Source organism: Empedobacter sp. UBA7248 (assembly GCF_002472945.1).
In the GTDB taxonomy this organism is placed as follows: domain Bacteria; phylum Bacteroidota; class Bacteroidia; order Flavobacteriales; family Weeksellaceae; genus Empedobacter; species Empedobacter falsenii_C.
Map to the genome: position 1 here is coordinate 505573 of NZ_DKSU01000005.1, position 779 is coordinate 506351.

At 38.1% G+C, this 779-nt stretch carries 1 protein-coding gene; it reads left to right on the forward strand.

Annotated features, from left to right (window positions below; translation table 11 throughout):
• Positions 1–779: TonB-dependent receptor plug domain-containing protein (locus tag B4A23_RS04690; protein WP_291117464.1), on the forward strand; the 779-nt coding region annotated here is incomplete at both ends.

A 779-nucleotide genomic window follows, 5' to 3' on the forward strand; every position in this document is an offset into this window, starting at 1 on the left:
AGTAACAGAAGAAGGTACACAAAATAGTGTGCGAACTGATGCGAATGGACAGTATTCGCTGATCTTAGAGCATGATGATGCAAAGCTTATTTTTGAGCAATTGGATTTCCCTATTCGTGAAGAAGAGGTATTGAATAGAAGTGTGATAAATGTGAGTTTCATAAAAGAAGATGACGGGATTCAGCTAAAAGATGTGGTGATAAATGCGGGGTACTATGCTGTAAAAGACAAAGAACGTACGGGGTCTATTGCTCGTGTAACGGCCAAGGAAATAGAGAATCAGCCCGTGAATTCTGTTTTAGATGCTTTGCAAGGTCGTGTTCCTGGTTTAGAGATTACACCAACTTCTGGAACTCCTGGAGGTGGCTACACCATTCGGATAAGAGGCCAAAATAGTATTGCTGCGGGGAATAATCCTCTATTTATAGTAGATGGTGTTCCATTTGATACCAATTCGATGGGAGATACTTCAACCTCAGCACAAATCTTTTATGGGTCAACTATAAATCCTTTAAATTATATCGATCCACAATCTATAGAATCTATCGAAGTTTTGAAAGATGCAGATGCTACTGCTATTTATGGATCACGGGGAGCCAATGGAGTACTATTGATTACTACAAAGAAAGGAAAAGCGACTAAAACAAGTATTTCTATAGATGCTTCTACCACTGTTATTAACCTTATTAAGTTTCCTAAACTACTTAATACAGAACAATATCTAGAAATAAGGAAAAAAGCCTTTGCAAACGATGGTATAACGACGTATCCTACGACAG